This window comes from Enterovirga sp. CN4-39, from assembly GCF_049446235.1.
GTDB lineage: Bacteria > Pseudomonadota > Alphaproteobacteria > Rhizobiales > Beijerinckiaceae > Enterovirga.
This window is the reverse complement of sequence record NZ_JBMSEF010000005.1, coordinates 18,487-42,335: the sequence shown is the minus strand read 5'-3', so window position 1 is coordinate 42,335 and position 23,849 is coordinate 18,487. Positions and strand designations below refer to the sequence as shown.

Genomic DNA, 23,849 nt, shown 5'->3' with positions numbered 1-23,849 from the left:
CGGACAGGTGCCGAGCATCTACGATTTCGAGGTCCAGGACGGGGAAGGGCAGGGCGTGCCCCTCAGCCGCTACCGGGGACGAGTGCTTTTGATCGTGAACACGGCGAGCTTCTGCGCCTACACGCCGCAATACGGGGAACTCGTGGAACTGCATCGGAAGCTGGAGCCGCTCGGCTTCTCGGTGCTGGCCTTCCCCTGCAACCAGTTCGGCTCCCAGGAGCCCGGCAATCAGGAGGAGATCCGGACCTTCTGCCGGGTCGCCTACGACGTGACCTTCCCTGTTTTCGCCAAGCTCGAGGTCAACGGCCCGAACACTCACCCACTCTACGCGTTTCTGAAATCGGCGAAGCGCGGCATCCTGGGCACGAGGAGCATCAAGTGGAACTTCACGAAGTTCCTCGTGGACCGGCAGGGTGACGTTACCGCACGCTTTGCGCCCCGTGCTCATCCGCGGGCACTCGAGCCCGCCATCCGCAAGCTTCTCGGCCCTGAGCCCACCGCCTGAAAGGACGAACCATGGAATACCTGCACACGATGGTCCGCGTGAAGGATCTCGATCAGTCGCTCGACTGGTACTGCAACAAGCTCGGCCTCGTGGAGGTCCGGCGCATGGAGAACGAGGCCGGCCGGTACACCCTCGTGTTTCTCGCGGCGCCGGGCGATGTCGAGCGGGCGAAGCGGGACCAGGCTCCGACCGTCGAGCTCACCTACAATTGGGACCCGGAGACCTACACCGGCGGCCGCAATTTCGGGCACCTCGCCTACAACGTGGATGACATCTACGAGACCTGCCAGAAGCTGATGGATGCCGGCGTGACCATCAATCGCCCGCCGCGCGACGGCCGCATGGCCTTCATCAAGTCGCCGGACGGCATCTCGATCGAGCTCCTGCACAAGGGCGGCTCGAAGGAGCCGGCCGAACCATGGAAGTCGATGCCGAACACGGGAACCTGGTAGCTCAAGGACGGGCTCGGGGCCTGCTTACCTGAGGGAGCCAAAGCGCCTCGGCCGGTCCGGCTCCCGCAAGCTTCTACCCGCGGCGGCACCTCTTCCAGGCGCCGCCGCGACTAGCTCGCGCCCCGCACGGCAGGCCTGACGCGATTCCCAAGCCCCTCCTCCGGCGATCCGCGACCCGAAGCCCATCCGGCCGCGATTGTTTGTTCCTCGAGACGAACCCCTTCGGCTTCCGGGCGTTCAGTTCCCTGGACAAGAGGAGGACGTATGAGCGACGAGAACATCACGGTGGGCAGCTCCAACGTGGAACTCGGTGAGCGATTTTCGCAGGCCGCGCAGGACGAGATCAGGCGCATCGCCAAAAAGCACCTCGGCAACCTGACCACTGCCTCCGTGCACGTTGCCCATGAGGGCCGGTTCTATCGCTGCTCCGTGAACATGCAGATGGGCGGCTTCAACATGATGACCGGCGAGGCCAAGGGAAAGGACGTCCCCCTCGCTTTCCGCACCGCCCTCGGGAAGGTCGCAAAGCAGCTTCGGCGCGCCAAGCGGCTCGTCAGGGAGAGCCGGGTGCACCGTCCGGAGCGCATCCTCAGCGCCTGAGCCAGTCCGGTCTCGGCTGCCCTGGCTCCGGATCTGCCGGGGCGGCCACTTCGACCGTCTCGCTTCGTGACGAAGGCGCCGAGGCCGTCAAGGCGAGGAACAGTAATCCGACGTGCTGCGCATTCAGCATGCCGCCCGACCTCGCTGCCGCGAGTGCCTCCTCGCGCGAGAGAAGAACCACCTCCGTCTCTTCGGCCTCGTCGATCTGGCGAGGGCCGGCCGTCGCGCCTTCCACGCGGATCAGATGCAGGCCGTTGCTGAAATTGGCGGGGTTCGGGGCTAGGGTCAGGAGCTTTCGAGCCGTGCCCCCCGTGTAGCCGGTCTCCTCCTGCAACTCGCGCAGGCCGGCCGCGACGGGGTTCGTCTCGCCCGGGTTCATGATCCCGCCCGGGAGCTCGAGGGATACCTCGCCGCGACCGTGACGGTAGAGGCGGACCAGAACGACCCGATCCTGCGCGTCGGTCGCGACCACGTGGGCGAAATCCCGATATTCGAGGACATAGAACGGCGAGATCTCCGTCCCCCGCGGGTTGACGCAATCGTCAGCCCGCACGCGAATCCAGCGATCCTCCAGCACGTACCGCGAGCGTCGCACCTCCCACTTCATCGGGGTCTCCATCGAGGTGTCGCGGCAGCCCGGCAGGATCTCTCTCACCGGTCCCGCCAGTCTTGGTATGGCGACGGAAGGATCACTCTGACCGGCCGCTGCCTTGGTTCGACGGTCGGGGTGGCTGGCCGCACGGGAGCCTCGGCTGCGGTCAGCACGACCGGGCGGCGCACTTCGACGATCCGGTCGTACAACGGCGAGTTCTGAAACAGCGCACGTCCTGCCGCGAGATCCATCTCCGCGCGATCCGAGGAGACGTCCTGGGCGGAGGCCGGTTGCGGGAGCAGGGCCGAAGCTAGCGTCAGGAGATAAGCCGGCGAGACCCGGCCCAAACGATTGCCCCTCGTCACCTGACTCACTGATCGTGCCCCGGCCTTCTGTAGGAGAGGTTCTTCCGTTCCGGCCGTTTCCGGATGATTGCGAGGCAGGGATGGCGGAGGAGATCTGACAGTAAAAGGCGCTGTCCTGAGGCGACAGCCGGAGCAGGTGGGCCACGCGACTCTCCGTCACCATGGAGCCGGGCAGGAGCGGTCGGCAGGCGATGGGCCGTCCCGGTACACGGTGAAGCGCCGCGCCTCCACGAGTCCCGACCCGAGGTTCTGAACTCTCGGCTTCCACGGGCGTTTTCTTGGCGAGCCCTCCTGAAGGAGTGCCGCGATGTTCGACCGTAGCAAATTCCTGAACGAAGGAGCCGAGGCAGGATTGGACGGCCTGCCCATCGAGAGCTGCCCTTACCCGGTTAATTCCCTCCAACACGAACTCTGGCTGGATGGGTGGCGGTGTGCCGACGACGGAACCTTCACCGTGCTCGCCCCCATCACGGCAACGCCGCCCGATCAGCGTCGTGACGAGGCGGCATGAGGGGCGGCCGGCCCGGCGAAGAAGCTCGCGAAAAGCGGCACGGCTTGCGGAGGCGGCTTTCCTCCAGAGGGATGGGACGCAAGTCGGTATCGGCTGCCGGCATGGGTACCACGTCGTAGATGCTTGGACTCGAGCGCCAGAGCGCTCATACGGATGGCTGAAGGGGCCTCGGGCTCGTGCTGAAGCTCATCGACACCTGGGATGAATTCCAGTCGCTGCGTGCGGCGTGGAACCACCTCGCCGACCGACAGCGAAGCCCGCTTCTCAGGCACGAGTTCTTCTCGGCAGCCCTAGCGGCCAGTCAGGCTGCGCCTGCGATCTACGTGCTGGTCAAGAAGGGAGAGCCAGCGGCGATCGCTCCCTTCGAGTGCGTCGGCAGCAGAGGCGTGTCGCGCTACAGGTCCATCGGTCGCGATCTGCACGAGCCTTCTCAGTTGCTCTATTCCGGCTTGGCTCCTCTTGAGGAGCTCCTTGCCGAACTGCGGCAGATCGGACGACCGATCCTTCTGTCACGCGTGCCTGCGAACGGTCCCGAGACGGTCGCCCTGCGCTCGGCCTTGGGATACGGCGATTTCATGCACGTGAGTGACGGCGGGACCAGTCCAGCCGTTCCGCTCTGTGGCGGCTTCGAAGAGGTCCTGAGCCGGATATCGAGTTCTCGCCGAGCCGACATCCGCCGAAAGCTGAGACTTGCGGAGAAGCTCGGCCCGGTGAGCATGACGGCCATAGCTCCCGAGCCCGATCAAGTGGACGTCTCCCTCTCGGCCTTCCTGCGGCTCGAGGCATCAGGGTGGAAGGGTAGTTGCGGTTCCGCCATTCTGCCCAATCCAGCGCGGAAGCGCTTCTTCGAAACCTACTCCAGGGCTCTGGCTGAAGACGGCCGCCTCCGCCTGTTCTTTCTTCGGATCGGCGATGACACTGTCGCAGCGAGACTGGCGATCGCGCACAACGGTTGCCTTTGGGAGCTGAAGATCGCCTACGACGAGACTTTCCATAAGGTCTCCCCCGGAACGCTCCTCACGCTCGAAACGATCCGCTACGCCTGCGACGCGGGTCTGCAGCGGTTCGAGTTCCTTGGTCGCGTCTCTGACTGGAACAAGTGGTGGGGTGTCGAGCTGCAGAACCACAGCACCATCAGGTTCTATCCCCGCAGCCTCGCCAGCCTGGCGTGCCTCGCGATCGACGGCTTCGACGTCATGAACTCCGCCATCCGGGGCAGGCCCGCTCACATCGGTCTGGCTGGCGCAGTCTGGCCGGGGGATCCAGGCCTCCTGGAGCTCGAGCCCGTCGCGGCAGCGCGAGATCAGCCTGGGCTGGTGCCGCGCGACCTGTTGAACCAGTTCATCGAAGAGTTCGGACCATCGTGCGCGCAAATGGCATTCGTCTGAGGCTCGAGGGCAGGTCTCCGCTATCGTGACCGCTCACGATCCCCACATGCCCGGGAATGCCCATCTCATGAAAGCGTAGCCCGAGGCGAAGCCGAGCGCGATGACGCCCCACAACATGCGGCGGTTCATGTCTTGTATCCTCGCCGGGGCACCACCCCGACCTGTCACCGGACTTAGCGGCTTTCAGCCAACATACCTGTCACGAATTGGGCGCAGGTGCCTGCAGGGCTTCGGCGGCATCCTCTCTCGGCACGCGAGCGCGCCGCCCTTTTTGGATTGCAATCCAGGCATGGTATCCCGTCGCGCCACGTCGCGCTTGCCGTAGCAAGCACCGACACGGGTCGAAGCGCGTTGAAATGGCGTCGAAACAAGACAGGAGCCGCGGCGGCCAAGTGACGGTGAAGGCCAACATTCCCAGCGATCTCAGAGGGTACCAGTTCACGATTGCGCCCATGATGGATTGGATCGACAATTCTGCCGCGCAGAGCGTTGAACGGCTCGGTGCGGCCGGATGCTGTACCAATTGCAGTACCATCACGATCACGCGTAGCGCTTCAGGCCGCGAACTGCCTCGGCGCGGACGGCGCTAAGCTCGTCGAGATTCCTCAATTGGGCGACAGGTAGGCCAGTGTCGACGGGGGTTTCCAAGGCTCCGCGCTACCAGACGGCGCGTGCCGGTCGCAATCAAGGGCCTGGCTTGGTGGTTGCTGCCGGATTTGGCGCCTGTCCGCCCGTTCCGACTGAACCGGCAATAGATAAGAGATCCACTCCGGCCACTCTGAGGAGGACCACGATCGCGATCAGAAGTAGGGTGTAGATGAAATTCGCGGCGATCGAGGTCCCGATCGACTTCCAACTCGTCCCGCGGAGCGCCTCCTCGCGGATAGACGGCGTGTTCTCCTCGACGACCACCTCGGCGAACCGGGCGAGAGCGTTCTGCGCCTGGTCCTCAAGGCCCTTCAGCCGGCTCTCGGTCCAGGTTGCGGCATAGTCGGCGAGCTGCGTCTCGGTGGGCTTCAGGCCGCTGACCTCCGAAATGCCCCGCACCCATTCCCGTTTCGCGACCTTGTAGAGGCCGTACGCGATCAGGCCCTGGATCTGCTCGTCTCCACCCCGCTCCAGCTCTACGAAGCGGGTGAAGATCGGGTTGTAGGGTGGTGGCTGCTCCGGCATCAGCGCTTGCGGTCGGGCTTTCCGTCAACGAGCCGCCGGTTGGCAACGGTGTTTGCCCGGATCGTCTGTTCGAGCGCCTGGCTGGCGGTCTTGGCCGCCTTCTTGAAGGTGTCGCGGCCGATGATCTTAACGGAACCGACCGAGGCGGCGTCGAGGGTCCGGGTCTGGCGCTTCTTCGCATAGGTGCCGATGATGACCGGCCGCCCGACTTTGAAGCTCTTGCTCAAGAAGCGATCTCCCTTGTCGGCCATGGATTCGTCCCGCAGTCGACGAAGGTACTATCGGGGCCGAGCCCTGGCGCGGCAAGGGTCCTGCGCGGTTCGGTCCACTGGCGACTTTCCTCCATCGTTCACCGGCGTGTGACGCGACGAAACCAAGAGGCGTCCGGAGCTTCATACGGGGGCGGGGGTGGTGCCGACCGGGGCGGAAGCGTGTACTCCCTCGCTCCTTTCCCTCGCGCGATGTCGCTGAGGTTCTGAGCGAAAATGTGAACGTCGCCGAAGTAGTTCGGATACGCCTGCTCGAGCTGCTCTAGGCGGTCTGCCTCGATCAGAACAGTGTCCGATTGGACCGAGCCCACCTCGTCACGCAACTCTGCCTCGTTCAACGACGATGTGCCAACCTTTGCACCATACTTGTAATCGATCGTGACGAGCCGGGTTGCCGGATCGAAGCGGACCAAGAAGTAGTCAGGCCGCACGAGCGGATCGAGGTAAGTCTTCGCGTAGCGGATTGTCTGCCTCAGGCGCTCAAGAACCTCGACTGCATCAAGGCGTTCGTTCAGCTCGCGCAACTCTGCCGCGCGAGAAGCTGCATCGCCGACATCGGCTGGCTCGGGGCAGCGCTCAACTGAGGCGAGCTCAGCTGACATCAAGGCGAACAGGCGTCTCCATTGAGGATCACCACTTCCGCCCTTGAAGTCCTCGCTCCGATAAAGGCCGACGGCTTCGACGGCAGTTGCCCACGAATGTTGTAGCCGCGATCGGACCTGAAGCTCGATACGCCGTCCGTCGAAAGGAGCAAGCGAGCCCTCGCCCCTAAACTCGACCATCAGGTGGTGACACCTGTACCCGTCGGGTTTCGGTGAGCTAATATAATCTGTCTCTCGGTAGACCCTGTAGCGCTCTGATTCTCTGAGTGTGGGCAGTAGCCGCCTCACCTCATCCATCGAGGTCAGGATTGCACGGCACCCGCCGAGATCCTGCATCCGATGGAGCTTCGTGGGTTGAGTTCGCAGCTTTTTGCGAACGGAACTCATCCGCTTGAGACGAGCGGCGGTCAATCCCGTGCACGAAGCGCTTCTAAGCCGGCTCGTCATGAACTGCCGGATGCGGTGCATCGGCAGGGCGTGGCTTTCTCGCCAGTTATTGGCGATGCGAAAGACTTCGCGGATCTCGGGTTCGCGGTCTGCGCTCCAGATCAGATCTTCTCGCAACAGCTCCCCGGCCCGCTTAACTTGGTCGATCGAGAACTCAAGCTGTGGGAAGTCGCCCATGTCGTCGTCCGAGACGGGCGCCTTCGGCGAATCACCCGCATGGTCGTTTGTACCTGAGCGGAACGCGCGCAACGAATCGTCCTCGGCTTAACCGGTCAGCTGCTGGCACTCCTTCCGTGCTGCCTCGGCGCGCTTGTCGATCCATCGCGCGAGATCCTGAAGGTGTACCCCCTTTGCGGCTTTCTGGCTCGTTTCCATTCGAACCATCGGGAGCGCGATCTCGCCGGCTGAGATCTTCCGGACCAGCTTGTCCGGAGTGAGGTGCGAGAAATAGTCGCGGCAGACGCGATCGATTGGGATCACCGCTTGGCCGTCGTACTGTGCCAAGAGCAGGAAGGCGGTGTTCATGGCCTGTCTTCCTGTTCGCCAGCGCAGTCCTGGCACTTCGTCGACGCTCGCCCGCCCACGTAGGATCGGTCGCAGACGGGGCACCGCTTCATGAGCGGGCCAGGCACGTAACCGCCGCCGGACGCTGGCTGCTCGGGTCGGCTGGGAGTCTCGGGATCAGTCGGACGAGCGCTCGGCGCGGGGGAGGGCGGTGCGATACCAGCCTCATCCTTCGCCGCCGCTGCCGGCCTCCGGCGCTTCTTCAGAGCTTGCAGCCATACCGCGACCAGCCCTCGCCAGAGCGGGACATTGTGCGTGCCAGCAAAGAGCTTCGCCTCCTTCTCGGCGGGCCCCATGCCGAGCGCCATAACGGCCCGCGTAAGATCCTCCGGCCTGACCGGGGCCTCCTCGTCGGTGAGGATCTGCTCCACGGCCTTGATGTGGCTGGCCTGGATCGGCGCAAAGCCGGCGAGGGCCAGGACGGTCAGGATCTCGGCTGCCTTCTCGACCCCGCGCTTTTTTACGAGCAGCCCGATCTGGCCTGCCGCGATCGTCTCGCCCGGCTGATAGTCGCCCCTCGAGGGCGGGACTCGGAGAAGACGGACGTTCGCCAGGCGGCATGCCGCCTCGACGGCGAGCGCGTCTTTGTCGCCGGCAGCGACTGCGGCAACCTGCATCTGGGCAGCGGTCACGCCGATGCGGTCCCGGTTGTGGCCGATGAAGGCCGAGGCGCGATCCTGCCGCTCCGTCGCCTCGACCACCACGACCGGAATGGTGTCGATCCCGGGATGGCAGACTGCCGCGGTCGCCGAGTGCTGGCCGTCGATCACCTCGAGGCCTTCGTCGGTCCACGTGACGATCGGCGGCTTGAAGCGCCGCCAGTCCCAGGCCTCGACGATCCGGCGGATGAGCTTGACCGAGCGGTCCGAGAGGTCCCGCTGGTAAGCCTCATCGACCACGAGGTCAGCCGGGCTGATCCAGGTGAGCTCCGGCTTGGGTGTAGGCGGCGTGCCGGGGATCACCCCCGGCAGCTCGATCGCCGTGATGGCGCGCTTCACGGTTGCGCCTCCTCGACCGATTTCAACTCCGATACGTAAGCCTGGATGCTGTCCAGGAAGGCGAAGAGGCCTTCGCCCGGATCTGCGACCGAAGCCTCATACCGGCTCTTGATCAGCTCGACCTGGAGCCGGACATCCTCGGCCGATTGGGGCTTGGCGGAGACAGCTGCGCGGAACGCTCGCAGCTCTGCCTGATACGCCCTCTCGAATGCTGCCTTTTCGGCCTCCGTTGGTGCTCGACCGAGTTCGTACTGGTCGATCGCTTCGGAGGCCGCGACCATGGCCTGCTCGGCCGCCTTCGCCTCGGCAACGAGTTCCGCGACGGAGCTACGAGCCAATGCCTGGAGCACCTCATCGCGGTAGTCGTCCGACCCCATCTTGTCAGAGAAGGTCAGGGCGCATTGCGCAAGGGCCCGGACGCCCTCCGGTGTGGTCGGACGAAATGCCAGGACGGCGCGCCAGGCCGCCCAGTACTCCTCGCTCGCGTGTCTCGTCGCGGGAGCCTCGGCATCGTCGTCTGTCCTGGCCGCCTCGTCATAGCGGTCGAATGCGCGCCAGCACTCGTCGATGAGATCGAAGATCGGGTCGGGTTGAGCGTTTGGCCCGTCCCGCAGAATGTCATTCACGATCGAAGCCGCGAGCGCCTCGCGGTCGTCAGCCGGCGGGCGGGAGGGATCGACCTGGAGCAAGTCGCGGAGGACCGTCGCCTTTGCCCGGAGGTCATCCGGGGTGGAGCGAAGCGCTTCCGAGATCGGCGTCAGAGCCGTAGCGGAGAGGAAGGAGCGCGGGGTCTGAATGTTCATGGCCCGCCCCTCACTCTGCTGCCTGGAGGAGTGGCATGTCTGCCGGGAGGACCACGTCCTTGTACGAGAACAGCATGCTCTCGCCGAGTACCCGATCGGGATGGTCAAGGATGGAGGCGACCGTTTCAGCTACGGCGCCGCGGAGGTGAGGCCGTAGCGAATTGAGTGCGCTCAGGGCGAACCAGCGCCGCTCGGCCGAAGGCACGGTGTCAACCATCACGCTGCCGGCGATCTCGATCAAGATGCAGGCTGCTGCAGCCATCGGTGAGGATGTCTGCCGCGCGATCGCGTCTTCGATCTCCCGGATGCGGTCGCGAATGAAGGATAGAGGAGAGCCCTCGTCGTCCTCGTCCGGATGGATCGGCAACAGGTCGCATTCGCGCCCGAGCTCCCGCCAGCGCCGCCACAGCACGTCGACGCTGTCGAAGTCTGGATCCGGACCTGCCGCTTGCTCGATTGACGGCAAGCCGGCCAAACGGGACGGCCGGTGTTCCTGGTCGCGCCAGTCGCATCCGGCAGCCGCAAGAACGACGGCAGCTCGCGCTGAAGGCTGGGGCTGATCCTGCCAGCTTCCCGTGTCGGGGAAGTGGAAGCGCGAGGCGCCCGTATTTTGCGGGACGAAACTCTCGGCATTCGGCTCGTCAGGAAACAGCTCTTTGCAGAGGAGCCGGCGCTCGTAGAAGAGCCATTCGTTATACGACTGCAGCAGGCCCTTCCGATCATCGTGTGCCTGCTGGATCACCGGGACGGTGCCAGCCGGCCACTGTTCAGGCGCTTGGCCGGCGTCCATCGCCTCATCGAGTTCGCGATGGAGCCTGGCTCTACGCACCTCAGCGCCTTCTGCGCAGGACGCTGGCCAGCGAGCGACCGCGTCGCAGTCCCTGTCGATCGTCTCGTGATCGTAGGCGTAGACCGGTTCAGCCACCCACTGGTCCGGGGGGATGGGATCGGAGTTCGGCCCGGATACGACCGGCGTGAAGGTGCCGATGAGAACGGCAGGCCTCGACACAGACGGAGCGCTGCTCCGCGCACTGTGATGCTCAAGCACTGTAGCCACCTCCAACCATTTGGGACGAAGGCAGCATCAACCCCTTATGGTGTTACGTCAACCCCTTTTCGTTCGACTACCGCCGAATGTATCGTCCGAGGACTCGGTGGCACTCATGCCACTCTGACCGAACTAGTTGACGCTCAGTAAGTGGATGCCACTGACGCGTCAGCCATATTTCGTCGGAGAACCCGACCAGGCGGGCAAGCATCGCGTTCGCGTCTCTCGTAAGAGAGTTGTAAAACAGGCAAGATGTATCGGCCGGCTCGGCTTCTGGATCGATAAAGGCGATATCGCCAGGTTCAAATTCCGGCGCCATCGATCTGCCGGTGATAACTATCGCGTACGCAGACTTTGATTCTCTTATAAACGACGGCCGCCCGATATGACTGATTGGAGCATTCGACACGGTCATCGTCCCCGTGCGCCCCTCAAACGTCGAAAAAACTGGCAATCGATCTGGATCCCACGCCTGTGCGTCTTCGATCCACTCTCTGCGCTCCACCGACCACCTAAGCGCCTTTTCCAGTGAGGGGTCGGCCTCCAGTGCCTCCACGGTTACGCCTAGGGCTGAGGCGATCTGGGACAGGTACCTTGTACGCTTGGTCAACCCCCGCTCAATCTTGTCGATGGTTGTCTGACTCGTTTTGGCCTCGGTCGCCAGGCGCTCCTGCGACCATCCTAGCCGCTCCCTCAAGCGCCGCATGTTGAGAGCGACGGCGCCAAGCTTGCTCTTCGTCATAACGTCGAGTTCTCCTGGTCCGTCGGTACAACCCCGGTCAAACCCGCGCCACAGCGCAATGGGGTTGAAATTAACACCAAGGGGTGTTATCTCGGGTAAATGTCCCGCCAGGAGCTAATCGCGCGTGCCATCGAGCTTGCCGGCTCGCAGCCGAAGCTCGCGCGAAGGGCTGGCATGTCTCAGCAAGCAGATCTCAAAGCTCTTGAATGGGCAGCGGCGCGTCAGTGCCGAAGCTGCCGTGGCCATAGAAAGGGCAACTGATCGGATCGTGTCGAGGTCATCCCTCAGACCGGATCTCTGGCCGACCGGAGATCTGAAATGAACTCGGCTCTTCAAAAAGGCGAGCAGTTTGGCGGTGTCGTAAGCCCACGGCCCAAAAAGACCACGCATCCGCCGACATGGTTTGAATCACATCCGCCAGCCCTCCGTCTGCTTGGCCAACTGAGCCGCCGTCAGGTGGAGCAGGTTCATGGCGTGCCGGATCAGGTCGACGGTCGGGACAGAACCCACCTCGATCCAAACCGACATGGTGAAGCTGTTGCTGTCCTGCGTGATCTCGAAGTTCGCCTGGTAGAACTCCGGCACAAACGGTGGGCCGTCATCCCGCACGACCTCAAGCAGCCCGATATCGAATTCGCCCACGTTGGGTCTCCTTCGCCCTCTCATTCAGGGCTCCTTTCGAACGGCGGTGAGCGGGGACGACCGGCGTCCCGCGCTCCTTTGCCGAGGCGAGGGTCGCCGGCCGCGCTGACGCCGCCGCTGCCTTGCTCTCGCTCTGATGACGTTCTCCCGAGCTCGTCGCGCACTCACGTCGTGGCAGATGTCGTTCGCGACCGAGCCCAGGTGGATCCACGTGTCCCTGTCTTCACCCTCCATCGTTCTGCCTCCGCTGCGGTGATCCGAGATCACCACAGAGGATTGAGCGCGTGGGACCAATTCGTGGGCGCAGGCGAACAATGATCGTCACAGCCGACGATGCGATCGCGAAGACCAGGCCCTTTGCCGAGGCCTTGGTCGATCGCGAGCGTCGGAAACGCGGGTCGAAGATGTCCGCCTATGCGGCCGTCGCCGATCTCGCGGGTGTGTCGGAGTCGTGGGTGCGCAAGCTTCTCGGTGGCCGCCCGGTCGTCGTGGAGCTGCGGCACTTCTTGAGCCTCGCCGAGGCGTATCGGCGCGTGTGTGACAGAGTCGAGGCAGAGCGCGACCTCGAGCGAACGCGCTTTCAAGCACTACGAGCGGAGGCCGATGCGGCTCTGGCGATTGCTGAAGGAATGGTGGTCAGCCCGGCGGGCCAGGATCGCCGAGGAGAAGAGACTTGAGGAGATCAAGCGCCAAGCAACGGGGCCGCCCTAAGCCCGCAGCGGCCTAACCGCTCCACCAACCCCAGACCTGTCGTAACAGCCGGCTCGCGCAAGCGATTGCCGGAACGGTGATCCTATGCCCGAAGCGCTACCCTCTTCGATGCTCCTCGGAAGCCCCTTCGCAGCCCGTTCTGCGCTGCCGGAAGGGGCTTGATCATGCGCTCGTATGCCCAGGTCAATCCGCAGTTCTGGATGAGCGAAGGGGGTCGACGTCTGCGCAAATTCGGGCCGGAGGCCCTTCTTGTCGCCGTCTACCTCGAAACCTCGCCGCACAGCAACATGCTCGGGCTGTACTACATCCCGAAGCTGTACCTTGCCCACGAGACAGGTCTGGGCATCGAAGGGGCATCGAAGGGCCTCCAAGGCTGCATCGAAGCCGAGTTCTGCCGGTTCGATGAGGCATCGGAGGTCGTGTGGGTCATCGACATGGCCCTCCGACAAATCGCTCCCTCGCTGAAGGAGACGGACAAGCGGACCAAGAACGTCCAGCAGGCTTATGCGAGCCTTCCAGAAAACCCTTTCCTGACAGAGTTTTACGATCGGTATTCCCCAGCGTTTCACCTGCTGGAGCGGCGGGTCCCGCGGGCTGGAAACGCGTCCAAGACGGAAGGGGCTTCGAAGCCCCTCCGAAGCCAGGAACAGGAACAGGAACAGGAAGCACCTAGCCAGGAAGGGAGAAAACCTAGGGATGGTAGAGCTCAGGCCTCGTGCACTCGCACACCTGCCCCCACACGCGAGGCTGGGCCGATCTCGCTGAACGGGGCGGCCCGATGAGGACGACCCCACACGACCACCAGTTCGAGGCCGTCGAGAGGCTGAGGCAGGCTCTCCTGGCTGGGAAGCGCCGCCCGATGCTGCAGGCGCCGACGGGCTTCGGGAAGACGCTGCTCGGGGCGATGATCGTCGAGGGAGCGCTCAGCCGGGGCAAGCGGGTGATCTTCACCGTCCCCGCCGTGTCTCTGATTGACCAGACCGTGGAGGCCTTCGAGGCTGAGGGGATCGACGCGATCGGGGTGATGCAGGGCTTCCACCCGATGTCCGACGCTCGGCAGCCGGTCCAGGTCTGCAGCGTGCAGACGCTGATGCGGCGCCAGCCTCTGCAGGCAGACGTCGTCCTGATCGACGAAGCCCACCGCTGGTTCGAGTTCTACGGCGAGTGGATGAACCAGCCCGAGTGGGCTCGCGTCCCGTTCATCGGGTTGTCCGCGACGCCTTGGACCCGTGGCTTGGGCAAGTTCTTCGACGACCTGATCGTCGTTCGGACCACCGCCGACCTGATCGACCAGGGTTACCTCTCGCCGTTTCGGGTGTTCGCGCCGACCCATCCGGACCTGAAGGGCGTCCGCACTCATCAGGGCGACTTCCACACGAGCGACCTCGCCGAGGCGATGGATAAGCCCCACCTCGTGGCCGACGTCGTCTCGACCTGGCTCGCTCGAGGAGAGGACCGGCCAACCCTCTGCTTCGCGGTCAACCGGGCGCACGCCAAGCGGCTGCAGCAGCAGTTCGAGGCCGCGGATGTCCCGACCGGCTACGTGGACTACGCCACCACCCGCGAGGAGCGCGAGCAGATCCGGCAAGCGTTCCAGGCCGGCAGGATCAAGGTGGTGTGCAACGTCGCGACGCTCACCACCGGGATCGACTGGGACGTCCGGTGCATCTCGCTCGCCCGGCCGACCAAGTCCCGCATGCTCTACGTTCAGATCATCGGGCGGGGACTGCGCAACGCTCCTGGCAAGGCTGACTGCCTCATCCTCGACCACTCGGACACGACGCTCCGGCTCGGGTTCGTGACCGATGTCCATCAGGAGCACCTGGACGACGGAAAGGGACGCGCCCCGGTCGAGCGGAAGACCGAGCAGCCGCTCCCGAAGGAGTGCCCGCAATGCCAGTACCTGAAGAAGCCGAAGGAGGTGCAGTGCCCTAGCTGCGGCTTCAAACCTGAGCGACAATCCAAGGTCAAATGCGAGGATGGCGAACTCGTCGAGCTGACCCGCGGCTCGAAGCGCGCTCAGCCGAGCCGGGCAGAGAAGCAGCGCTGGTTCTCGATGCTGAACAGCATCGCGGCGGAGCGCCGGTACTCGTCGGGCTGGGTCAGCCAGAAGTACCGGGAGAAGTTCGGCGTCTGGCCACGCGACCTGTCGCACCACCGCATCCCCGCCGAGGGGGATGTGCTGCGATGGGTTCGCTCCAGGAACATCGCCTGGGCCAAGGGAAGAGGGGCGGCCCATGCACGAGCCTCTTAGCGCGCGTGCGGCCGGCCGTTGGCCCGCCATCCTGCCTCAGCTCGGGATCGCTCCGAGCTACCTGACCGGCAAGCATACCGCCTGCCCGATCTGTCAGGACGGCAAGGACCGCTTCCGCTTCGACGACAAGGATGGCCGCGGAACGTTCATCTGCTCGGTCTGCGGGGCCGGCGACGGGATCAAGCTCGTGATGGCGGTCGGCCAGATCGAGTTCCGTGAGGCTGCCCGACGGATCGAGGAGGTGATTGGTTCGGGGTGCGCCCTGGCCACGGCTCGAAAGGCGGGACGGACGGACGACGAGAAGCGCGCGGCCATGAACCGGCTCTGGGCTTCGAGCCGCCCCGTTCAAGCCGGAGATCCAGTCGCCCTCTGGCTTGGCGCCCGGGTCGGCCTCACGGCCTTTCCGCCGTGTCTCCGGACCGCGCAGCGGGCGCGGTATCAGGATGACATCCCGACCTGGCACCCCGCCATGATCGCGATGCTCAGCGATCCTCAGGGCCGCCCCGCGATTCTGCATCGAACCTATCTCAACGGCATGGGCGAGAAGGCTGCTATCGAGAAGCCCCGCCGGATCATGGAAGGAACGATCCCGAAGGGGAGCGCGGTCAGGCTGTTCCCTCACGAGGATGTTCTCGGGATCGCCGAGGGCATCGAGACTGCGCTCGCCGCCGCCAGCATCTTCGGCGTGCCGTGCTGGGCGGCGACGAACACCACGATCCTCTCGCATTGGATCCCGCCGGAGGCCGTCCGGGAGGTGATCATCTTCGGGGACAACGACCCGAAGTTCGGCGGCCAGGCCGCCGCTCACGCGCTCGCCCATCGCCTGGCGGTCCGCGGGCGAACGGTGCGGGTCGAGATCCCAGATCGCGCCGGCTTCGACTGGAACGACGTCCTCCTCGAGAGGGCGTCTGAAGCTCGTCGCCGAACCCGGCTGATCGAGTGCTCCGCTGGCCTGCAGGAGCCCGAACCGCAGAAAAGAAGACGCTAGTGGTAGCAGTGGCGGTGAAGGCGCAGAGCGTCCAGAAGGCCAGGGATCGGCTCGCGGCAAAGCGCGTCATCCTCCTCGATCAGCCCACACTCCCGCCAGCGGTCGAGGCGATCTGGTCCCGATCGTGGTTCGCCCTCTTCGTCTACCCAGGACAGGAGTGGGAGATACGGCGGGAGCTGCAGAAGCTCGGCTTCGACGTGTTCCTCCCGGTGCAGACCTACTGGAACTCCAGCCGGTTCCGGGTGAAGCGCCAGCTCGAGCGTCCTTTGCTCCTCCGGTATGTGCTCGTGGGCATCGGCTCGGGCCCGCGCGGCTACATCAGCGATGATGATTGGGCGCGCCTCAAGTCGGTCGAGAGCGTCCACGCCATCCTTGGCGACCGTGGCGGAAGGCCCGTCCGGATGCCCATCGAGAACTTGGTGCAGCTCGCGGGCGAAGTCGCCTCTGGCCAGTACGACGAGACGAAGAACACCTACGAGGCCGGCCAGGCGCTCGTAATCACGAAGGGCATGTTCTCCGGCTGCAATGCCAGGACCAAAGACGCGGTGCCTCGCGAGGCAGCTCCCGATGACCCGATCCGCGTTATCGTCCGGATGTTCGGTCGTGACACCATTACGAAGATCCCCCTCGCAGACCTGAGATGCCAATGATAGGTTTATTATCTCAGCTCAATATTTGAGTTAGCGTCATGAGCGAGATAGACAGAGGCGAACAGGCCGGCACTCAAGCGCCCGCCTCTCAGGAAGCGGAGCGCCCGGCGTCGGATGCTACGGAGCGTCTCTCAGACTTTCTGCTTCTGGAACTCGGGGAAATGTATCCCCTCCAGGGGAGGGCGGCTCGGGCTTGGGCGGACGAACTGGCCACGCGTATTTTACGATCATTCGCTTGCCGAAGCGCATTATGTCGGATGCGAGCGCTTCAAGTGACTGCTGGTACTCGTTGATCTCTCGCTCCGTGTAGACGAGCGCCGACACTGCCTCTTCGTCGTCGTGGACGTGGAGCGATGAGATCCACCTAACTGCGCTGGCGCTGTCCACCAGGCAAATCTCGTGCTCCCGAAGATCGGGGGTGATGGCCCAAATGTCGTGAGCAAAGCTGTTCCTCCAAGCGGAAAGCGATTTCAGCTTGGCGCGTAGTCCACTTAGGTCTTTGTACTCGTCCGCATCGAGCCGGTTCCGGATGACGCTATCGAACGTGGCGTTCCTCGCGCTGTCTTTGAGACCTAGATAGATTTCGAGCGCGATCCGTTCGTCCACACGTAAGGCCACGGCAAAGAGCGAAGCCATAGCGAGTTCGGCACGCGAGAACGACGCGATCGACTGGGCGACGAGCCCGCTGATGAACGGGCGCTTTAGCAGCGCCTCCGGGTGCATTATGATCGGGGCCTTCCGACGATACGGCTGCGGCATGGCTGACGATCCGATCCCATCGAAAGAGCGGCCCCACGATCCTACGAACGACCCTGAGTTTCAGCGAGTCCTGGGCAACATGCTCATGAGCCCGCCGAAGCCGCAGTCTGAGATGAAGGTCGGTAAGCGTGCCGCAAAACCGAAAGACAGAGAGCCGCAACCTTAAGCCCGAGACCGCGATAGGGGGGATCACCCTTTATCCTCACTGGCCGACTTTGCTTGACGTGCGTATTGGATCAGAAGATCCGTCAGCTGTCCGAGAGCATCAGAAGTCTCTTGCGAAACAAGATCGATATGCACGGGATCAATGCCCGTAAGATCAATTGCCGGCGTGTCAACTCTTGACAGCCATATTCGCTTCATGTCCTCAGCAGTACCTACCGGGTCGGGGACTTTTTCGATAAGTTGCATCCAAGCATCGAGCAGAAGCGTCCTATAGGCGTTCGTCTCACCCAGCATCCTATAGCGAAACCGCTCCAAGTTTCTGACACGGTCCTCAAGGGAAGGAGCGTTCATCGGAACCTGATCCAGCGTCGAATCACCTTCGGCTTCGTGATCTTACGGCTCTTCTCGCGCCAGCGGACGAAGCGATCAGCCTTGTAGGTGAAGACCGGAGCCGTCAGGCCGTCGATAGGTGAGCCTCTTGCCCTCGATGCCTTTGAGCGCAGCGGCGGCGCGGTCCTTGTCGGTCCAGCCGAGCTTGGTCCGGTGATTGTAGCGGAAGTCGAACTCGGCAAGGTAGCGGTGCAGATGCTTCTCTGATCATTGCTGCTTGATACCCAGCCTGAACCTCGAAAAGGCGCAGTCGAGCGGTTCGCATAACCCGAGTCCGCGATTGAAGGTCTGTAATGAGCGAATGCTTTGGTCCGGATTGCACTTGCAGACTTGAGCGCTTTGCGTTAACTATGCCAAATCAGATTTGCGGGGCTGCCTCGAACAAGCGGGATCAACCCGAGCGAGCGGTTCGATCGAGAGGCGACAGCGCTCCGATCAGTGTCGGGCGGCGTGGCCCAGAGTAGCCCCGGCGATCAGGTCGCACGGGGCTTTTTCGTGTCCGTCCTACATCAGCTCGTCCGCGTCGATTTCCACATCGTCACGAACTCGCAGCCAAAGCTGTTCAGCCGCGTGGCGAACAAAGATGTGCGCCTGATCTATGGAAGAGAAGGGCAGCATGCCGGAGAGTTGCTCGGCCGAGCCATCGTCTTGCTCGAGGACCAGATCTAGCCAGACTTCTTCGTCGAGCCATCCAATCAGTTTTGCCTTCAGCGTAGGCATGCTGCTCTCCCGAATGCGGTGTCAGCAGTAAGCTTCGCCTCTAGACGATGCCCGGGGATCCAACGTCCGTGATTTCGAACAGGTTGTGATTCGGGAAAGGCCGCTCAAGAAGCCTTGCCGAGGCGCCTGTCCCGTGGACGGCGGAAGGAACAATCCGCGGCGGTCAAGCTTGCGTGGAGGCGGCCGGGTGTGGCCGCCTGGAACCGCCCGATGACTCTCATCCTGATCCTCGTGATCCTGATCCTGCTCTTTGGTGGAGGCGGGATGTTCTATGGCGGCGGTCGCTACCGCGGCGGCGGGTTGGGGATCGGAGGCGTCTTGCTCGTGATCCTGATCGTCCTTCTGCTGACCGGCAATCTGAGGGTCTGATTTCAGGCGGAGTGCCGCAACAGCGAGGTTGTGCCGAGGCCACAAGGCCTAGGCGCCCTGCAGACCACTGAGTTCTCTGGGCCGGGGCCTAAGTATGGTTCGTTGCCGTACCGGCCCCGGACCTGCAAACCTGCACGGACGTTTCCTAGGCGAGCCCTCCCGGAAGTGTGCCGCCATGTTCGACCGTAGCAAAATCCTGAACGAGGGAGCCGAGGCTGGGTTGGATGGCAGCCCCATCGAGAGCTGCCCCTACCCGATTACTTCCCTTCAGCACGACCTCTGGCTCGAGGGATGGCGGTGTGCCGATGATGGTACCTTCGCTGTGCACGCCGTGAGCATACCGCCGCCAGTCGACAAGGGGCTCGATGAGGCTGCCTGAAGAGGGAGCCCCGGCGATCGGGTCGCGCGGGGCTTTCTCGTGCCGCTACTTCGACTTCAGCTTCTCGGCCGCGGCATTCAGCTTGTCGCGATCATTCCCAATGCGGTCGATCAGCTTCTGGGCCTGATCCTTCGGGATCTTGTGCTTCTGCGCAAAGTAGCGGACCTCGTACCCTTGACCGCCAGCAACCTTGCTGCGGTCCGCCTTACCGGTCTTCGACTTGCTGTCTGGCATCTCAGCCCTCCGCCAGTGATCGGGCCGAAGAGCTTCTGAGAAGTCCCTTCTCCGGTCAACGAGCGCGCGCTGTTTGTCTTCACTGCTGTTCGGGACAGTCGCGGCGCTCATCGCGCCAATAAGTGAGGCGTCGTGAGGATCGAAGGCGCCGCGTGTTTCGAGGAATGTTTTGCTAGGCATAAAGACCTACGACCAAAGTCGCGGTCGGCACCTTGGTTGCGGAATTGCAACAGTGTGGTATCGGCGCAACTAGGACTTTCAGCCTACCTCCGGGGACCCTGGCGATCCGGACTTATACGGGGGTGCAAGGCGCTCGATTTCGCTACCGCCAGACCCTGAAAAGGTGTTCGCAGCATGAGCGGCAAGGGCATCAGCCGACGGGAGTTTGCCCGGCTCGACGGGTGCTCTGAGGCGCTCGTCCGGCGAGGTCTCACACAGGGGCGTCTGGTCGCTTTCAACGACGGTACGATCGATCCGGCTCTGGTCGGGACGCCGTGGCGGGATGGCAATAAGGGGCGCGTACAGGCTGCGAACAGCGGTGCGCACGATGCGCAGCCGCTTCAGGACGGTCCACAGCTCCTCTCCTTCGCCGAAGCGCAGACGAAGAAGGAGAACTACCTCGCGAAGCTCCGTGAGCTGGAATTCGAGATCAAGTCGGGCCGGCTTGTCGATGCCGAGCGGGTCCAGTCCTCCGTGTTCGACATTGCTCGCATCGAGCGAGACGCCTGGATCAACTGGCCGGCGCGGGTGGCGCCCCTGATCGCAGCGGAAATCGGCGTCGATCAGGTCAAACTGGCGGTTGCCCTTGAGCGGCATGTCCGAGAACACCTCGCCGAGCGGTCTGAGCCCCGATTACGTCTCGCTGGCTGAGACGGCTGTCGCCCGGGCCTGGTCCGACGGCTACCGGCCGGACCCGCTCCTCACGGTAAGCGAGTGGGCGGACCGCCACCGGATGCTGTCCCAGAAGGCGGCGAGCGAGCCTGGGCGCTGGCGAACGGAGCGCACGCCGTATCTGCGGGAGATCATGGACGCGCTGTCGACCTCCTCACCGGTCCAGCGCGTGGTGTTCATGAAGGGCGCTCAGATCGGGGGCACCGAGGCGGGCAACAACTGGATCGGCTACGTCATCCACCAAGCGCCCGGGCCAATGCTCGCCGTGCAGCCGACGGTCGAGACGGCAAAGCGGAACTCGAAGCAGCGTATCGCGCCGCTGATCGACGAGTGCGACGCCCTCCGGGACCTCGTGAAGGAGCCGCGGGCGCGCGACAGCGGGAATACGGTTCAGTCGAAGGAGTTTCCGGGCGGCGTCCTCATCATGACGGGCGCCAACTCGGCGGTCGGGCTCCGGTCCATGCCGGCCCGCTATCTCTTCCTCGATGAGGTGGACGGATATCCAGGCGACGTCGACGGGGAGGGCGATCCGATCGCACTTGCGGAGGCCCGGACGCGGACATTCCAGCGACGAAAGGTGCTGATGGTGTCCACGCCGACCATCGCAGGGCGGTCGCGCGTCGAACGGGAGTTCGCGAAATCGGACCAGCGGCGCTTCTTCGTGCCGTGCCCCGATTGCGGGCACTTCCAGACGCTCAAGTTCGCGCAGCTGAAGTGGCCGAAAGGCGAGCCCGCGAAAGCTGGCTACGCCTGCGAGGATTGCGGCGTCGTTCACGGTGAGCACGCCAAGACGGCGATGCTGAAAGCGGGCGAATGGCGCTCGACGGCGCCGGGAGACGGCAAGACGGCCGGCTTCCACCTGTCGAGCCTCTACAGCCCGGTCGGCTGGATGTCGTGGGTGGAGATCGCGCAGCGCTGGGAAGCAGCGCAGGGCGATCAGGAGCTCCTGAAGGAGTTCATCAACACGGTGCTGGGCGATACCTGGCAGGAGAAGGGCGACGCGCCCGAGTGGCAGGCGGTCTACAACCGCCGCGACCGCTACCGGTCGGGGATGGTGCCCGCCGGCGGCGTGGTCCTGTTCGCTGGGGTGGACGTCCAGAAGGACCGGCTCGAGGTCGGGATCTGGGCATTCGGCCGGAACCGGGAACGGTGGCTGATCGAGCACCGCGTGCTGCCCGGGGCGACGAACCGTCCGGAGGTCTGGGCCGATCTCGACGCGATGATCGGCGAGACCTGGACGCACGAATGCGGGGCCGAGATGTCGGTCCGAGACTGGGGGATCGACTCGGGCGCCTTCACGGCAGAGGTCACCGGGTTCCTGCGGACGCAACGAGGCCGGCCGAACGTGCATGCGGTCGACGGCCTGGACCGTAACGAGAGCCCCTATTTGGGGATCGGTGCCCGGGAAACGAACGCGAGAGGGCAAAAGGTCAAGCGCGGGCTCAAGGCGCTGAAGATCGGCGTCTCGTTCAGCAAGGCCGAGCTGATGGGCTCGCTCTCGCTCGAGCGGCCGGAGAGTGGGGATGCCTTCCCGCCGCGGTTTGTCCATATCCCGGACGACGTGACCGAGGACCAGATCAAGCAGCTCACCTCCGAGACGCTGATCACGGTGGTGAAGAAGGGCCGGACCAAACGGGAATGGTCGGTTCTGCCCGGCCGGCGCAACGAGGTCCTCGACTGCGCGAACTATGCCCGCGGCCTCGCCGCCATGCGCGGCTGGGATCGCTGGGCCGAGAAGCACTGGCGGGAGCTCGAGGCGGCTGCCGGGATCGATCGGGCCAAGGCGCCCGAGCCGGCGGCCGCGCCAGAGACTGTGATCGCCAACAAGGCGCTGAGCCAGAGGCCGCGTGCCCGCCCGGTGCGCTTCAGGATGAGGCTGTGAGCCGATGGCGTACACGACACAGGATCGAGATCGGCTCAAGGCGGCTATCGCCAGCGGCGTGCTGACCGTCGAGACGGAAGGCCGGGGGCGGGTGACGTATCGGTCCATGGCCGAACTCCGTTCGGCTCTGGGCGACGTCGAGCGCGAGCTCGCCGCAACGAGCGGTTCGGGCGTTCGGCGCACGCGCCAGGTCGTGCTGACGAGCCGGAGCGGCTTCTGACGTGTCCGGCTCCCCTGTCAGGTTCAGGCTCAAGGGCACGGACGAGTACATCGCGCCGCTCGCGTCCGCAGATCTCGCCGGCGCGCCCGCGGGCGGAACGGAGGTCCGGCCGTACGATGTCGCCGGCGGCACCGGCCGGCGCTCGCGCTCGTGGGTGGTTGGGGGGCACGGCCCGAACGCGGCGATCACCTACGCGCTCGACGAGCTGCGGCGGAAGTCGCGGGACCAGATCCGGAAGAACCCCTACGCGGCGGCCGCGTCCGACAAGCTGGTCTCGAACATCGTTGGGACCGGGATCGTCCCGAAGAGCACGGCGCCGGACCCGGCTTTCCGGCAGCAGGTCGCAGATCTCTGGCTCCGGTGGACAGACGAGGCTGACTCGACCGGGGCGCTCGACTTCTACGGCCTACAGGCGCTCGCCGTCCGGGGAATGATCGACGGGGGCGAGAGCTTCGTCAGGCTCCGGACGCGCCGGAGCACGGACCCTCTGCTGGTCCCGCTGCAGTTGCAGCTCATGGAAGGGGACCAGTGCCCGCACACGCGGAATGACCCCGGCCAGAACATCAAGTCGGGGATCCGCTACAACGGCATCGGCCAGCGTGTCGCCTACCTCATGCTCAAGGAGCACCCGGGGGAGGGCGTCTACATTGGCGCGGGGCTCGATGAAACCGAGGTCCCGGCCGAGGATATCGCGCATCTCTATCGCCCGCTGAGGCCGGGGCAGGACCGAGGCGAGCCCTGGCTCACTCGCGCGCTGAAGACCCTCTTCGATCTCGACGCCTATCTCGATGCCGAGCTCGTCCGCAAGAAGAACGCGGCCATGCTCGTTGGCTTCATCAAGACGGCGGCGGCCGACACGACGAGCGGGGTTGCGGGCTCGGACGAGCCTGACGAGGAAGGCGTTGCCCCGATCGATCTCGTCCCCGGCACCATGCAGGTGCTGCAAGAGGGTGAGGACGTCACCTGGTCGAACCCACCTGATGTCGGGCCGAACTTCGATGCCTTCGTGCGCCAGGCGCTCCGCGGCGTCGCGACGGCGGCGGGCGTCCTCTACGAGGAGCTGAGCGGCGACTACGGTCAGCTCAACGACCGGACGCTACGGGCCTCGCTCAATGCGTTCCGGCGCGCGGTCGAGATGTGGCAGCACCAGCTGGTCGTCTACCAGCTGTGCCGGAAGGTCTGGGTCCGCTGGATGGACCTCGCGCTGCTGTCGGGGGCGTTGAAGCTCCCTGCCGGCATGAAGCGGGAGGACGCCTATCGCGTCGACTGGATCCCGGCCCGGTGGCCCTACATCCACCCGGTCCAGGACATCGAAGCGCAAGAAGCGGAGGTCCGGGCAGGCTTCGCGACGCGCTCCCAGAAGGTCAGCGAGCGCGGCTACGACGCTGAAGCGATCGACGCCGAGAACGCGGCGGACAACACGAGGGCCGATCGTCTCGGCCTCTCCTACACGAGCGACGGGCGGCACGACGCCAAGTCGAAAGCGCCTGGCGAGCCCGACCCGCTGCAGGACCCGAACAACATCCAGGAGTGACC

Annotated in this window: 31 protein-coding genes; 17 read left to right on the top strand and 14 right to left on the bottom strand. The window is 64.4% G+C overall.

Features of this window, described 5'->3' with window-relative positions; all coding sequences use genetic code 11:
• Positions 1-7: 7 nt before the first annotated feature.
• From ACO2SS_RS10275 to ACO2SS_RS10265, 3 genes are all read left to right on the top strand, one after another.
• Entirely contained in the window at positions 8-505 is a 498-nt protein-coding gene (locus tag ACO2SS_RS10275; protein WP_423277547.1) for a glutathione peroxidase, read from the top strand.
• 11 nt (positions 506-516) lie between these two features.
• Entirely contained in the window at positions 517-957 is a 441-nt protein-coding gene (locus tag ACO2SS_RS10270) for a VOC family protein (protein WP_423277546.1), read from the top strand.
• A gap of 264 nt (positions 958-1,221) precedes the next feature.
• Positions 1,222-1,557, top strand: a complete 336-nt coding sequence (locus ACO2SS_RS10265; protein ID WP_423277545.1) for an HPF/RaiA family ribosome-associated protein — start codon at positions 1,222-1,224, stop codon at positions 1,555-1,557.
• On the opposite strand, the gene ACO2SS_RS10260 is transcribed toward ACO2SS_RS10265, so the two are convergent.
• Complete coding sequence (locus ACO2SS_RS10260) at positions 1,547-2,212, bottom strand: NUDIX hydrolase (RefSeq protein WP_423277544.1); 666 nt, start codon at positions 2,210-2,212, stop codon at positions 1,547-1,549. The genes ACO2SS_RS10265 and ACO2SS_RS10260 overlap by 11 nt on opposite strands.
• Before the next feature lie 609 nt (positions 2,213-2,821).
• On the opposite strand from ACO2SS_RS10260, the gene ACO2SS_RS10255 reads away from it, so the two are divergent.
• Positions 2,822-3,025, top strand: a complete 204-nt coding sequence (locus ACO2SS_RS10255; RefSeq protein WP_423277543.1) for an Rmf/CrpP fold protein — start codon at positions 2,822-2,824, stop codon at positions 3,023-3,025.
• A gap of 176 nt (positions 3,026-3,201) precedes the next feature.
• Positions 3,202-4,413: a GNAT family N-acetyltransferase gene (locus ACO2SS_RS10250; RefSeq protein ID WP_423277542.1), complete on the top strand. Its 1,212-nt coding sequence runs from the start codon at positions 3,202-3,204 to the stop codon at positions 4,411-4,413.
• Positions 4,414-5,097: 684 nt separating this feature from the next.
• Here ACO2SS_RS10250 and ACO2SS_RS10245 read toward each other — a convergent pair.
• The 8 genes from ACO2SS_RS10245 to ACO2SS_RS10210 form a co-directional block, all read right to left on the bottom strand.
• Positions 5,098-5,586, bottom strand: coding sequence for a hypothetical protein (locus ACO2SS_RS10245; RefSeq protein WP_423277541.1), 489 nt, complete (start codon positions 5,584-5,586; stop codon positions 5,098-5,100).
• Positions 5,586-5,813, bottom strand: coding sequence for a hypothetical protein (locus ACO2SS_RS10240; protein ID WP_423277540.1), 228 nt, complete (start codon positions 5,811-5,813; stop codon positions 5,586-5,588). The genes ACO2SS_RS10245 and ACO2SS_RS10240 overlap by 1 nt, the downstream gene beginning before the upstream one ends.
• Positions 5,814-5,935: 122 nt before the next feature.
• The gene (locus ACO2SS_RS10235; RefSeq protein ID WP_423277539.1) at positions 5,936-7,153 is read right to left on the bottom strand and encodes a RelA/SpoT domain-containing protein; all 1,218 of its coding nucleotides are present in this window, start codon (positions 7,151-7,153) and stop codon (positions 5,936-5,938) included.
• Between the two features lie 15 nt (positions 7,154-7,168).
• Positions 7,169-7,429: a pyocin activator PrtN family protein gene (locus ACO2SS_RS10230; RefSeq protein ID WP_423277538.1), complete on the bottom strand. Its 261-nt coding sequence runs from the start codon at positions 7,427-7,429 to the stop codon at positions 7,169-7,171.
• The gene (locus ACO2SS_RS10225; protein ID WP_423277537.1) at positions 7,426-8,466 is read right to left on the bottom strand and encodes a hypothetical protein; all 1,041 of its coding nucleotides are present in this window, start codon (positions 8,464-8,466) and stop codon (positions 7,426-7,428) included. The genes ACO2SS_RS10230 and ACO2SS_RS10225 overlap by 4 nt, the downstream gene beginning before the upstream one ends.
• Positions 8,463-9,269 carry a hypothetical protein gene (locus ACO2SS_RS10220; RefSeq protein ID WP_423277536.1) on the bottom strand — a complete coding sequence of 269 codons (807 nt, stop codon included), beginning with the start codon at positions 9,267-9,269 and terminating at the stop codon, positions 8,463-8,465. Before ACO2SS_RS10220 ends, ACO2SS_RS10225 begins: the two co-directional genes overlap by 4 nt.
• A gap of 10 nt (positions 9,270-9,279) precedes the next feature.
• A complete protein-coding gene (locus ACO2SS_RS10215) occupies positions 9,280-10,194 on the bottom strand; it encodes a hypothetical protein (protein WP_423277535.1) in 915 nt (304 codons plus the stop codon).
• Between the two features lie 199 nt (positions 10,195-10,393).
• Positions 10,394-11,059 carry a helix-turn-helix domain-containing protein gene (locus ACO2SS_RS10210; RefSeq protein ID WP_423277534.1) on the bottom strand — a complete coding sequence of 222 codons (666 nt, stop codon included), beginning with the start codon at positions 11,057-11,059 and terminating at the stop codon, positions 10,394-10,396.
• 124 nt (positions 11,060-11,183) lie between these two features.
• On the opposite strand from ACO2SS_RS10210, the gene ACO2SS_RS10205 reads away from it, so the two are divergent.
• Positions 11,184-11,381, top strand: a complete 198-nt coding sequence (locus ACO2SS_RS10205) for a YdaS family helix-turn-helix protein (RefSeq protein ID WP_423277533.1) — start codon at positions 11,184-11,186, stop codon at positions 11,379-11,381.
• 86 nt (positions 11,382-11,467) lie between these two features.
• Here ACO2SS_RS10205 and ACO2SS_RS10200 read toward each other — a convergent pair whose 3' ends face one another.
• A complete protein-coding gene (locus ACO2SS_RS10200; protein WP_423277532.1) occupies positions 11,468-11,701 on the bottom strand; it encodes a hypothetical protein in 234 nt (77 codons plus the stop codon).
• 314 nt (positions 11,702-12,015) lie between these two features.
• Between ACO2SS_RS10200 and ACO2SS_RS10195 the strand changes: the two genes are divergently transcribed.
• The 5 genes from ACO2SS_RS10195 to nusG all read left to right on the top strand — a co-directional run bounded on the left by ACO2SS_RS10195 (position 12,016) and on the right by nusG (position 16,304).
• Complete coding sequence (locus tag ACO2SS_RS10195; protein WP_423277531.1) at positions 12,016-12,378, top strand: hypothetical protein; 363 nt, start codon at positions 12,016-12,018, stop codon at positions 12,376-12,378.
• 192 nt (positions 12,379-12,570) lie between these two features.
• Positions 12,571-13,194: a hypothetical protein gene (locus ACO2SS_RS10190; protein ID WP_423277530.1), complete on the top strand. Its 624-nt coding sequence runs from the start codon at positions 12,571-12,573 to the stop codon at positions 13,192-13,194.
• The gene (locus ACO2SS_RS10185) at positions 13,191-14,666 is read left to right on the top strand and encodes a DEAD/DEAH box helicase (protein WP_423277529.1); all 1,476 of its coding nucleotides are present in this window, start codon (positions 13,191-13,193) and stop codon (positions 14,664-14,666) included. The genes ACO2SS_RS10190 and ACO2SS_RS10185 overlap by 4 nt, the downstream gene beginning before the upstream one ends.
• Complete coding sequence (locus ACO2SS_RS10180) at positions 14,650-15,654, top strand: toprim domain-containing protein (RefSeq protein WP_423277528.1); 1,005 nt, start codon at positions 14,650-14,652, stop codon at positions 15,652-15,654. Before ACO2SS_RS10185 ends, ACO2SS_RS10180 begins: the two co-directional genes overlap by 17 nt.
• Positions 15,654-16,304, top strand: coding sequence for a transcription termination/antitermination protein NusG (gene nusG / locus ACO2SS_RS10175; protein WP_423277527.1), 651 nt, complete (start codon positions 15,654-15,656; stop codon positions 16,302-16,304). Before ACO2SS_RS10180 ends, nusG begins: the two co-directional genes overlap by 1 nt.
• 117 nt (positions 16,305-16,421) lie before the next feature.
• Here nusG and ACO2SS_RS10170 read toward each other — a convergent pair whose 3' ends face one another.
• From ACO2SS_RS10170 to ACO2SS_RS10160, 3 genes are all read right to left on the bottom strand, one after another.
• On the bottom strand, positions 16,422-17,063 hold the full coding sequence (locus tag ACO2SS_RS10170) for a hypothetical protein (protein ID WP_423277526.1): 642 nt from the start codon (positions 17,061-17,063) through the stop codon (positions 16,422-16,424).
• 189 nt (positions 17,064-17,252) lie between these two features.
• A complete protein-coding gene (locus ACO2SS_RS10165) occupies positions 17,253-17,579 on the bottom strand; it encodes a hypothetical protein (protein ID WP_423277525.1) in 327 nt (108 codons plus the stop codon).
• Between the two features lie 543 nt (positions 17,580-18,122).
• Positions 18,123-18,338 carry a hypothetical protein gene (locus ACO2SS_RS10160; RefSeq protein ID WP_423277524.1) on the bottom strand — a complete coding sequence of 72 codons (216 nt, stop codon included), beginning with the start codon at positions 18,336-18,338 and terminating at the stop codon, positions 18,123-18,125.
• 210 nt (positions 18,339-18,548) lie between these two features.
• On the opposite strand from ACO2SS_RS10160, the gene ACO2SS_RS10155 reads away from it, so the two are divergent.
• Positions 18,549-18,707, top strand: coding sequence for a DUF3309 domain-containing protein (locus ACO2SS_RS10155; RefSeq protein WP_423277523.1), 159 nt, complete (start codon positions 18,549-18,551; stop codon positions 18,705-18,707).
• 94 nt (positions 18,708-18,801) lie between these two features.
• Positions 18,802-19,086 carry a ribosome modulation factor gene (locus tag ACO2SS_RS10150; RefSeq protein WP_423277522.1) on the top strand — a complete coding sequence of 95 codons (285 nt, stop codon included), beginning with the start codon at positions 18,802-18,804 and terminating at the stop codon, positions 19,084-19,086.
• A 45-nt stretch (positions 19,087-19,131) separates the two neighbouring features.
• On the opposite strand, the gene ACO2SS_RS10145 is transcribed toward ACO2SS_RS10150, so the two are convergent.
• Positions 19,132-19,320 (bottom strand): DUF3606 domain-containing protein, encoded by a 189-nt coding sequence (locus ACO2SS_RS10145; protein WP_423277521.1) that lies wholly within the window; start codon positions 19,318-19,320, stop codon positions 19,132-19,134.
• A gap of 354 nt (positions 19,321-19,674) precedes the next feature.
• Here ACO2SS_RS10145 and ACO2SS_RS10140 point away from each other — a divergent pair, with 354 nt between their 5' ends.
• The 4 genes from ACO2SS_RS10140 to ACO2SS_RS10125 are packed head-to-tail and all read left to right on the top strand — an operon-like array spanning position 19,675 to position 23,847.
• Positions 19,675-20,190 carry a hypothetical protein gene (locus ACO2SS_RS10140; protein ID WP_423277520.1) on the top strand — a complete coding sequence of 172 codons (516 nt, stop codon included), beginning with the start codon at positions 19,675-19,677 and terminating at the stop codon, positions 20,188-20,190.
• The gene (locus ACO2SS_RS10135; RefSeq protein ID WP_423277519.1) at positions 20,135-22,093 is read left to right on the top strand and encodes a phage terminase large subunit family protein; all 1,959 of its coding nucleotides are present in this window, start codon (positions 20,135-20,137) and stop codon (positions 22,091-22,093) included. The genes ACO2SS_RS10140 and ACO2SS_RS10135 overlap by 56 nt, the downstream gene beginning before the upstream one ends.
• A 4-nt stretch (positions 22,094-22,097) precedes the next feature.
• Positions 22,098-22,313 carry a phage head-tail joining protein gene (locus ACO2SS_RS10130; RefSeq protein WP_423277518.1) on the top strand — a complete coding sequence of 72 codons (216 nt, stop codon included), beginning with the start codon at positions 22,098-22,100 and terminating at the stop codon, positions 22,311-22,313.
• Between the two features lies 1 nt (position 22,314).
• Positions 22,315-23,847 carry a phage portal protein gene (locus ACO2SS_RS10125; protein ID WP_423277517.1) on the top strand — a complete coding sequence of 511 codons (1,533 nt, stop codon included), beginning with the start codon at positions 22,315-22,317 and terminating at the stop codon, positions 23,845-23,847.
• The last annotated feature ends 2 nt before the right edge of the window (positions 23,848-23,849 follow it).

What these genes read in the sequence shown, in the direction of transcription:
- ACO2SS_RS10195 (WP_423277531.1), top strand. Translation starts at nt 12,016, where the DNA reads ATGATCGTCACAGCCGACGATGCGATCGCGAAGACCAGGCCCTTTGCC.
- ACO2SS_RS10165 (WP_423277525.1), bottom strand. Translation starts at nt 17,579, where the DNA reads ATGAACGCTCCTTCCCTTGAGGACCGTGTCAGAAACTTGGAGCGGTTT.
- ACO2SS_RS10160 (WP_423277524.1), bottom strand. Translation starts at nt 18,338, where the DNA reads ATGCCTACGCTGAAGGCAAAACTGATTGGATGGCTCGACGAAGAAGTC.
- ACO2SS_RS10210 (WP_423277534.1), bottom strand. Translation starts at nt 11,059, where the DNA reads ATGACGAAGAGCAAGCTTGGCGCCGTCGCTCTCAACATGCGGCGCTTG.
- ACO2SS_RS10220 (WP_423277536.1), bottom strand. Translation starts at nt 9,269, where the DNA reads ATGAACATTCAGACCCCGCGCTCCTTCCTCTCCGCTACGGCTCTGACG.
- ACO2SS_RS10255 (WP_423277543.1), top strand. Translation starts at nt 2,822, where the DNA reads ATGTTCGACCGTAGCAAATTCCTGAACGAAGGAGCCGAGGCAGGATTG.
- ACO2SS_RS10155 (WP_423277523.1), top strand. Translation starts at nt 18,549, where the DNA reads ATGACTCTCATCCTGATCCTCGTGATCCTGATCCTGCTCTTTGGTGGA.
- ACO2SS_RS10135 (WP_423277519.1), top strand. Translation starts at nt 20,135, where the DNA reads ATGTCCGAGAACACCTCGCCGAGCGGTCTGAGCCCCGATTACGTCTCG.
- ACO2SS_RS10270 (WP_423277546.1), top strand. Translation starts at nt 517, where the DNA reads ATGGAATACCTGCACACGATGGTCCGCGTGAAGGATCTCGATCAGTCG.
- ACO2SS_RS10180 (WP_423277528.1), top strand. Translation starts at nt 14,650, where the DNA reads ATGCACGAGCCTCTTAGCGCGCGTGCGGCCGGCCGTTGGCCCGCCATC.
- ACO2SS_RS10185 (WP_423277529.1), top strand. Translation starts at nt 13,191, where the DNA reads ATGAGGACGACCCCACACGACCACCAGTTCGAGGCCGTCGAGAGGCTG.
- ACO2SS_RS10145 (WP_423277521.1), bottom strand. Translation starts at nt 19,320, where the DNA reads ATGCCAGACAGCAAGTCGAAGACCGGTAAGGCGGACCGCAGCAAGGTT.
- ACO2SS_RS10265 (WP_423277545.1), top strand. Translation starts at nt 1,222, where the DNA reads ATGAGCGACGAGAACATCACGGTGGGCAGCTCCAACGTGGAACTCGGT.
- ACO2SS_RS10140 (WP_423277520.1), top strand. Translation starts at nt 19,675, where the DNA reads ATGAGCGGCAAGGGCATCAGCCGACGGGAGTTTGCCCGGCTCGACGGG.
- ACO2SS_RS10130 (WP_423277518.1), top strand. Translation starts at nt 22,098, where the DNA reads ATGGCGTACACGACACAGGATCGAGATCGGCTCAAGGCGGCTATCGCC.
- ACO2SS_RS10230 (WP_423277538.1), bottom strand. Translation starts at nt 7,429, where the DNA reads ATGAACACCGCCTTCCTGCTCTTGGCACAGTACGACGGCCAAGCGGTG.
- ACO2SS_RS10150 (WP_423277522.1), top strand. Translation starts at nt 18,802, where the DNA reads ATGGTTCGTTGCCGTACCGGCCCCGGACCTGCAAACCTGCACGGACGT.
- ACO2SS_RS10170 (WP_423277526.1), bottom strand. Translation starts at nt 17,063, where the DNA reads ATGCCGCAGCCGTATCGTCGGAAGGCCCCGATCATAATGCACCCGGAG.
- ACO2SS_RS10245 (WP_423277541.1), bottom strand. Translation starts at nt 5,586, where the DNA reads ATGCCGGAGCAGCCACCACCCTACAACCCGATCTTCACCCGCTTCGTA.